The 551-nt window shown below is 59.3% G+C and carries 1 rRNA gene; it reads left to right on the top strand.

Features of this window, described 5'->3' with window-relative positions:
• Nucleotides 1–434 (top strand): 16S ribosomal RNA (locus AF1_RS32785); the annotation flags it as partial.
• Between the last annotated feature and the right edge of the window lie 117 nt (nucleotides 435–551).

The raw sequence follows: 551 nt of genomic DNA, 5'->3' as shown, positions 1-551 counted from the left end.
CGTTCCATGTTGCCAGCACGTAATGGTGGGGACTCATGGGAGACCGCCGGGGTCAACTCGGAGGAAGGTGGGGATGACGTCAAGTCATCATGCCCCTTATGTCTTGGGCTGCAAACATGCTACAATGGCCGGTACAGAGGGCTGCGATACCGTGAGGTGGAGCGAATCCCTTAAAGCCGGTCTCAGTTCGGATCGAAGTCTGCAACTCGACTTCGTGAAGTCGGAGTCGCTAGTAATCGCAGATCAGCAACGCTGCGGTGAATACGTTCCCGGGCCTTGTACACACCGCCCGTCACGTCACGAAAGTCGGCAACACCCGAAGCCCGTGGCCCAACCACCTTGTGTGGGGGGAGCGGTCGAAGGTGGGGCCGGCGATTGGGACGAAGTCGTAACAAGGTAGCCGTACCGGAAGGTGCGGCTGGATCACCTCCTTTCTAAGGAGCATCAACTGGCTCAGGCGACCTCTTTAGGGGTGTCTGGGTCGGTGGCCGCCGTTGACGGCGCACGTCCGTCAGGTGGCTGCTCATAGATGTGGAGCACTGGCTATTCAG

Origin of the sequence: Actinomadura formosensis NBRC 14204 (assembly GCF_001552155.1) — a bacterium.
GTDB lineage: Bacteria > Actinomycetota > Actinomycetes > Streptosporangiales > Streptosporangiaceae > Spirillospora > Spirillospora formosensis.
Note: the sequence above shows the minus strand (reverse complement) of the source record. Positions and strands in the feature narration are given on the sequence as shown.